A 6,696-nucleotide genomic window follows, 5' to 3' on the forward strand; every position below is an offset into this window, starting at 1 on the left:
GCTGGGAGTCGACCTTTCGCCGGCTGTTCGCGCTCTACCGAACCGCCGCCGGTGGGGCTAACGATCAATAGCTCGGACCGGGGGTCGCCTCAGCCACGCCGGCCTTGGTCCAGTCATTGAAGATCAGGGTCTCCATGCCTTGCGCGGGCACGCTGACCTCGCGCACAAAGGTCTTTCCGAAGCCGTTCACGGCGACCTCATAGCGACCGGCCGGCAGCTTGGCCATCAGCCAGGGGCCGGGAGAAAAGGCCCGCAGCACCGGTACCCCATCGGGCGTGGTCATGTTCACTGCGACATCGCCTAGATAATTGCCGTCGGCAACCGCGAATTCGAGCTTCAGGTTGTAATCGTCATACGTCTTCATCAGTGTTTCACGGGCCGACTCGCCGACACCGCCGCTCGCCCAGGGCGTGCCGAGGTAGGTTCCTTGATCGGTCGGAACCTCGCTGTCGGTCATTGCGGACTCCGTTGCCAGCGCGGCGCCGATGCCGCTCATTCCGAAGACGCACGAGGCCGGGATTTCGCCCAGGGATCGCGGATAGCCTTCCCCATGCCTTAACGAACCCTTAGCGCAGCGGGGTTTCAAACAGCTGCTCCGGCAGATGCGCCCGCACGCCCTCGGCGTCATAGCGGGTCAAATCCTTGTCGATCTCAAGCACGACCTGGCGGGCGGTCTCGTCCGTCAGACTCTTGCGCAACAGGCCGAGGAAGGCCGGAGGCGCCACCAACCCGAGCATCTCGAAGCGCTGCTCGGTTCGAGCTTGATCCAGGGTCTCGGCTAGCCATTTGGCAAAGCGTTGGGCCTCGACCTCACCTGGTTGTGTGCTTGGCTCGAGCGCGTGACGTCCTTCCCCCCCCGAGTCGAAGGCACGACCGGGCCGGTCGGTGACCAGATCCTGGTCCTGGAGACGGTTCTCAGCGCCGATGAAATCGTGCAGCTCAGTGAGCGGGCCAGTTGGGCTGTCTGCGGCATAGAGCACTGCACGACCTTCATCGGCGACGAGCAACCAGAGTTTCGAAGTAGGCATCATAGACCTCCACAATGAGCGCCCGCGTTCAACCTGCGTTGAACGCGGGCGCAACCTTCACAGGGCGCTCGCCTCGGGCGGCGAACGCCTTATCCGAATAGCTCAGCTGCTGCTCCACAGGGTCACCACCGAGTCCGCGACCAGCTTGCGACCCTCGAAGAGACCATCGTCGATCTGGCCGGTCACGCTCACGCGATCGCCGACCTCGATCTTCTGGTAGCCCTCGTCATCGAGGGGGTCGTAACTCATCTGGTCGACGTCGACGTGCACCTTGCGCAACCCGGCATCGACGGTAAAGCTGTCAGAGTCGACCTCGGTGACCTGACCCTGCACGGTCATCTCCGAGATCACCACCGGCGTCTCGACGGTGACGAGAACATCGTTGATAGCTTCGTCATCGATGGGCGAGGCATAGAAGGTGGTGCCAATGTTTTCGACATAGACGCTGCTCGCTTCAATCGTTCGGGCCTCAAGCAGGTCATCGTCGATACGGCCACTGACGGTTACCTTATCACCGCTGACCAGCTTATAGGCGTCGGCGTCGCGATCGCCGTCGTCCATTTCAACGGTCATCAGTCCCTCGCCGTAGTCCAGCACGAAGGCGTCGGCAGCCACGCTCTCGACGGTGCCGCTGACACTGATCCAGCTGTCATCGGGCGCGACCGCCGGGTCTGCGGCCCAGGTTGCAGTCGCCCCTGTCAAAGCCAGGGCGAGCGCAGAGGTCGTCATCATTTTGGTCTCGAATCGCATAGAAACCTCCATTAGTTGTAGCGACTGAGCATGGCAAGTCAGTCAGCACGCGGCTGAGCACCCTGACTCGCATGCAAGCTCGAATCGAGCGCTCGGAGCATCGTCCGCACGCTCAGGGAGAGCCGAAGCAATGGCGATGCCAAGTCATCGGAAGCGGTTCATCGCGACCGACCGAGCGTCAAACCCACGCGCATTCAATGGCATCCCGCTGCATCCATCGCGCCGAGCCCGCACGGCTGATCCCAAAGCCGAACCTGCGTTGCCATTTCACCCGATCACGGGTGATTTGCCCCACTTGGCGCTGACCAGGGAGACGGGTATGCGGCATTGGCCTCCGCCATTCGCCTCGACGCCCCCTCAGCTGACGCAAACTCAGATTCCGGAATGCGTTGTGCTTAGAGAATTCGACTGTTGACGAACAACGCTCGCTTGCAACCCGACCGAGGCGACTCCTTATGAACGATCAGACAGAACAGCTCAAAGCCGTGCGCAAGGCCTGGTACGCCGACCCGGACATCGGCGACCTGGCCGAGCGTCTGCATCTCCTACCGCAAGAGACCGAGCCAGCCTACCAGTGGCGCGTCGTTGGCGAGGTTCCGTCGATCGCTGCACGACGCAAAGCCACGCGACTCGCGCGCGAGGTGTTGGCGACAGCGGAGATCGCGGATGATGTGTCGCTCGAGCCGGCCATCCGCGAGTCGGATGACGCCCTCGCCGCCGAGCTGCGCAATGCCCTGCGCGCTGAGCCACTGCTGAGCGAAGTCCGGGTCATCGACTCAGGCGAGCGACCGCCTGCTCTCGAGCAACCATGGCTCGGCGAAGCGACCCTCATCGGGACCGTGAGCGACGATAAGAAACGCCAGCTCGCCGAATCGCTGTGCTGGTTCGCGCCCCATGTGCGGGCCGTCGACAACCAGCTCGAGATCTCGGGGGAGCTGACCTGAACTCGGTAGCGACCAGCGTCCCGGATCTCTTCGTCAGCGTGCGCGCCGCGCGCAAAGGCGAGGGCACGGTCAGTCTTGCCAACGTACTTGGCAGCAATATCTACGATCTGCTACACGGGCTGGACGCTTGGACCAATCGCTGGATCGGCCGGCTAACGATCATCGTGCTGTTTATAGGATGAGTGCGCCATGAACCTTAGCCAAACAGGCCGCTGAGATAACGCTGGGTGCGCTCCTCCTGCGGATTCTCGAACAGCGCATGGGTCTCGGCGACCTCGACCAAGTCTCCGAGATAGAAGAAGGCCGTGCGGTCAGCAATGCGTTTGGCCTGCTCCATGCTGTGGGTGACCAGCACGATGGCGTAGCGTTCGGCGAGCTCGCGGATCAGGTCTTCGATCACTGCGGCGGACTTTGGATCTAGCGATGAGACCGGCTCATCCATCAGCAGCACGTCGGGACGGTTGGCGATGGCGCGCGCAATAGACAGGCGCTGCTGCTGACCACCGGAGAGGCTAGTGCCGGGCTGGTGCAGCTGGTCCTTGACCTCTTCCCACAGCCCAGCGCGGCTCAGGCTGTGCTCGACCAGCTCGGCTAGCTCCTTGCGAGAGTCGTGCAGACCATGCAAGCGCGGCCCGAAGGCGACGTTGTCGAAGACCGGCTTCGGGAACGGGTTGGGCACCTGGGCGACCATCCCGACCCGCGCCCGGATGTGCACCGGATCAACCTCCTTGTCATAGATATCGATGTCATCAAGCGTGATCCGCCCCTCGATTCGGGCGTTGTCGATCGAGTCGTTCATCCGGTTCAGACAGCGCAGCATCGTGCTCTTGCCGCAGCCTGAGGGTCCCATCAGCGCCAATACTTCGCGATCGTTGATATCCAGCGAGACGTCGCGGATCGCGTGGGTATCGCCATAAAAGACGTCGACCCTCTGGGCCTGCATCTTGGTCTTCGTCTTGGTGCTTGGTTGCGATTGTTGAACATCAGACATGGTGTCATCCTCGTCGCTGGGTGCGCATCCGTAGCCAGATGGCGAGCGCATTCATGATAAGCAAAAAGGCCAACAGCACCAGGATAGCGGCGGCCGTCTTCTCCACGAAGCCACGCTCCGGACTGGTCGACCAGAGATAGACCAGCACCGGCAAGGGCGCAGCCGAATCGGTGAAGTCGGTGGGCATTTCCGAGATAAAGGAGACCATGCCGATCATCAGCAGCGGGGCGGTCTCGCCGAGCGCCTCGGCCATGCTGATGATGGTGCCGGTGAGGATGCCCGGCAGCGCGTTTGGCAGCACGGTCAGGAAGGTGGTCTGCATCCGCGAGGCGCCCAGCTGCTCAGCCGCCTCGCGCAATGACGGCGGCACCGCCTGGATCGCTGCCCGCGCGGCGATGATGATGGTCGGCAGCACCAGCAGAGCAAGGACCAGACCGCCCACCAGTGGCGTCGAGCGCGGCATGCCGAACAGCCGCACGAAGACCGCCAGCCCGAGCAGCCCGAACAGGATGGATGGCACCGCGGCCAGATTGCGGATGTTCAGGTCGATGATCTCGGTCCAGCGATTCTTCGGCGCAAACTCTTCCAGATAGACCGCAGCGGCGAGACCCACCGGCAAGGCCGTCACCAGCGTCACCAGCAGCATCAGCGCCGAGCCGATGATGGCCCCGCGGATACCGGCCACCTCGGGCTTGCGGCTGTCGGTACTGGTGAAGAAATCGGTGTTGAAGACCGTCTTCAGGTCCCCGGCATCGCGCAGCTCCGACATCCAATCGAGCACCTGATCCGAGGCCAAGCGGTCCGATTCAGCCAGATCACGCGGCACCGCGCCCTTGGCGATCAGGTCGACTTCACTCGACGCCGGCAACCAGATACGTCGATTTTGCCCGATCAGGTCCGGGTTGCTCAGCACTCGATCGCGCAATCGATGATTGGCCTGACTGCTGACCATGCTGGTGAGCTGATCGCGCGCTTCGCGCGAATCGGGCCGGCCGAAGCGGTCGTAAAGGGCTTGATGGAGCAGCGAGCGATAGCTCCCCTCCTCGAGCGACTCAGGTTCGGCACTCCCGACCCCGAGGGTCTCGAGATCGACATCAACGTCGAGGCCGATACGGGTCTGCAGGAAGGCGCTGTCACCCTGGAGCACGATGCTGGTGAACAGCACCGCCAACATGCCGAGGGCGATGACGACGGCGCCGATGCCTGCGCCGCGCAGGAAGCGCTCGCGGCCACGCCGGCGTCGCAGCCGCCGCGCGAAACGCTCCGACAGGTAGACGCTGCTCGTGCTGCTCGATTCGGACTCAGTCATAACGCTCCCGCCAGCGCTCCATCACGCGGAGCGCGAAGAGGTTCAGGGCCAGGGTGATACAAAACAGGGTCAGCCCGAGAGCAAAGGCCGACAGCGTGGTCGGGCTGTCGAAGGGCTGATCGCCGGTGAGCGCCGTGGTGATCTGCACCGTTACCGTCGTCACGCTCTCGAGCGGGTTCAGGGTCAGATTGGCGGACAGGCCGGCGGCCATCACCACGATCATGGTCTCGCCAAGCGCACGGCTGGCCGACAATACCACCGCGCTGAGCAGCCCCGGCGAGGCCGCCGGCAGCAGGACGCGGAATATCGTCTCGCCCTTGGTCGCGCCGAGCATCATTGCGCCGTCGCGCAGCTTTTGGGGTACCGAGCTGATGACGTCATCGGCTAGCGAGCTCATAAACGGGATGATCATGATGCCCATCACGCTACCGGCCGCCAGCGCTGATTCGGCGCTGACGTCAAGGCCAAGCGACTGACCGAAATCGCTGATCGCCGGACCAACGGTCACCGCCGCGAAGAAGCCATAGACCACGGTCGGCACACCGGCCAGGACCTCGATGACTGGCTTCGCGGTCGAGCGCACCCGAGAGGGCGCAAACTCCACCATCCAGATCGCCGAAAGCAGCCCGATCGGCACCGCGACCAGCAACGCGATCGATGCGATCAACAGGGTGCCGACCAGCACCGGTATCACGCCGAACGCGCCTTCGGCGCCTGCCTGCCCGGCCCGAATCGCCGTCTGCGGACTCCAATGCAGCCCGAACAGGAAATCCAGCGGGTTGACCGTGGCGAAGAAGCGCAGCGCCTCCGATAACAGTGAGAAGACGACGCCGGCCGTGGTCAGGATGGCGATGGTCGAGGCCAACAGCAGCAACCCGAGAATGACCTGCTCGCTGCGGTTGCGAGCGCGAAAGCGCTGATCAATCCGCGGCAGCGCGAACAGCCCACCGCCAAAGGCCAAGGCGATGGCCCCGCCGCCGATGATCCAGTCCGACCAGCGGTGCAGCATCGTCAGCTGGTCGGCCGCTGCCTGCTCAGCCGCCGTCACCTCGCCCAAGACCTCTCCGCCGCCAGCGATGTTGCTGAGACGTGACAACAGCAATGAGCGCTCCTCACTGCCGCGCAGCGATTCCGGCAGCCCCTGGTACAGCAGCCAGTCGATCAGCGGACCTTCCACGGCCAAGCCAAGGACGGTGAAAGCCAGCGCCGGCAGCAGCATGCATAGCAGCACCCAGAGGCCATGATCGCGCGGCAGGGAGTGCAGCGGCTTGCGGCTGCCGGCCAGGGACCAGGCGCGGCGATAGCCGGCAACGAAGCCGAGCACCGCCAGCCCGAGGGCGATGAGGAGTGCGGTTTGCGGTGACATCGATAGACTCACAGAGACGCCGATTCAGAATGTCTTGGAAACGCTCGCTTCGACACGGAAGCACGAACGAATGCCGAACGGCTTGGAACCTATCCAGCGTTACCCCCGCTAAGCGATCCGCGTGCCATTGTCGGCCAACATGAACCATCAATGGCACTGACAGAGGCTTTGGCTGCCAATGCGTCAGCAGCATGACAGCCAGGCTACGTCATTGTTGTTATAGAATGACAAAACAATGACCATGGTCATTATCGGCGACAGCAGAGCGGTGGATTTCACGGGCTACCGGGGGATTTAAGCCACGCCGT

Annotated in this window: 8 protein-coding genes; 2 read left to right on the forward strand and 6 right to left on the reverse strand. The window is 63.3% G+C overall.

Annotated elements, in window-relative coordinates; translation table 11 throughout:
- Positions 1–64: 64 nt before the first annotated feature.
- The 3 genes from ACLFQI_RS10375 to ACLFQI_RS10385 all read right to left on the reverse strand — a co-directional run bounded on the left by ACLFQI_RS10375 (position 65) and on the right by ACLFQI_RS10385 (position 1,778).
- Positions 65–457 (reverse strand): hypothetical protein, encoded by a 393-nt coding sequence (locus tag ACLFQI_RS10375; RefSeq protein WP_410759101.1) that lies wholly within the window; start codon positions 455–457, stop codon positions 65–67.
- A 109-nt stretch (positions 458–566) separates the two neighbouring features.
- On the reverse strand, positions 567–1,028 hold the full coding sequence (locus ACLFQI_RS10380; protein ID WP_410759103.1) for a host attachment protein: 462 nt from the start codon (positions 1,026–1,028) through the stop codon (positions 567–569).
- 102 nt (positions 1,029–1,130) lie between these two features.
- Entirely contained in the window at positions 1,131–1,778 is a 648-nt protein-coding gene (locus ACLFQI_RS10385) for a DUF5666 domain-containing protein (protein WP_410759105.1), read from the reverse strand.
- Between the two features lie 455 nt (positions 1,779–2,233).
- On the opposite strand from ACLFQI_RS10385, the gene ACLFQI_RS10390 reads away from it, so the two are divergent.
- Positions 2,234–2,722: a BON domain-containing protein gene (locus ACLFQI_RS10390; protein WP_410759107.1), complete on the forward strand. Its 489-nt coding sequence runs from the start codon at positions 2,234–2,236 to the stop codon at positions 2,720–2,722.
- Between the two features lie 38 nt (positions 2,723–2,760).
- The gene (locus ACLFQI_RS10395) at positions 2,761–2,904 is read left to right on the forward strand and encodes a hypothetical protein (protein ID WP_410759109.1); all 144 of its coding nucleotides are present in this window, start codon (positions 2,761–2,763) and stop codon (positions 2,902–2,904) included.
- Positions 2,905–2,918: 14 nt separating this feature from the next.
- On the opposite strand, the gene pstB is transcribed toward ACLFQI_RS10395, so the two are convergent.
- From pstB to pstC, 3 genes are read right to left on the reverse strand one after another with little or no spacing between them, the layout of a single operon-like run.
- Complete coding sequence (gene pstB, locus ACLFQI_RS10400; RefSeq protein WP_410759111.1) at positions 2,919–3,713, reverse strand: phosphate ABC transporter ATP-binding protein PstB; 795 nt, start codon at positions 3,711–3,713, stop codon at positions 2,919–2,921.
- 4 nt (positions 3,714–3,717) lie between these two features.
- On the reverse strand, positions 3,718–5,022 hold the full coding sequence (gene pstA, locus ACLFQI_RS10405; RefSeq protein WP_410759113.1) for a phosphate ABC transporter permease PstA: 1,305 nt from the start codon (positions 5,020–5,022) through the stop codon (positions 3,718–3,720).
- Entirely contained in the window at positions 5,015–6,388 is a 1,374-nt protein-coding gene (gene pstC, locus ACLFQI_RS10410) for a phosphate ABC transporter permease subunit PstC (RefSeq protein WP_410759114.1), read from the reverse strand. The genes pstA and pstC overlap by 8 nt, the downstream gene beginning before the upstream one ends.
- Between the last annotated feature and the right edge of the window lie 308 nt (positions 6,389–6,696).

This window comes from Halochromatium sp., assembly GCF_046541315.1.
Classification (GTDB): Bacteria; Pseudomonadota; Gammaproteobacteria; order Chromatiales; family Chromatiaceae; genus Lamprobacter.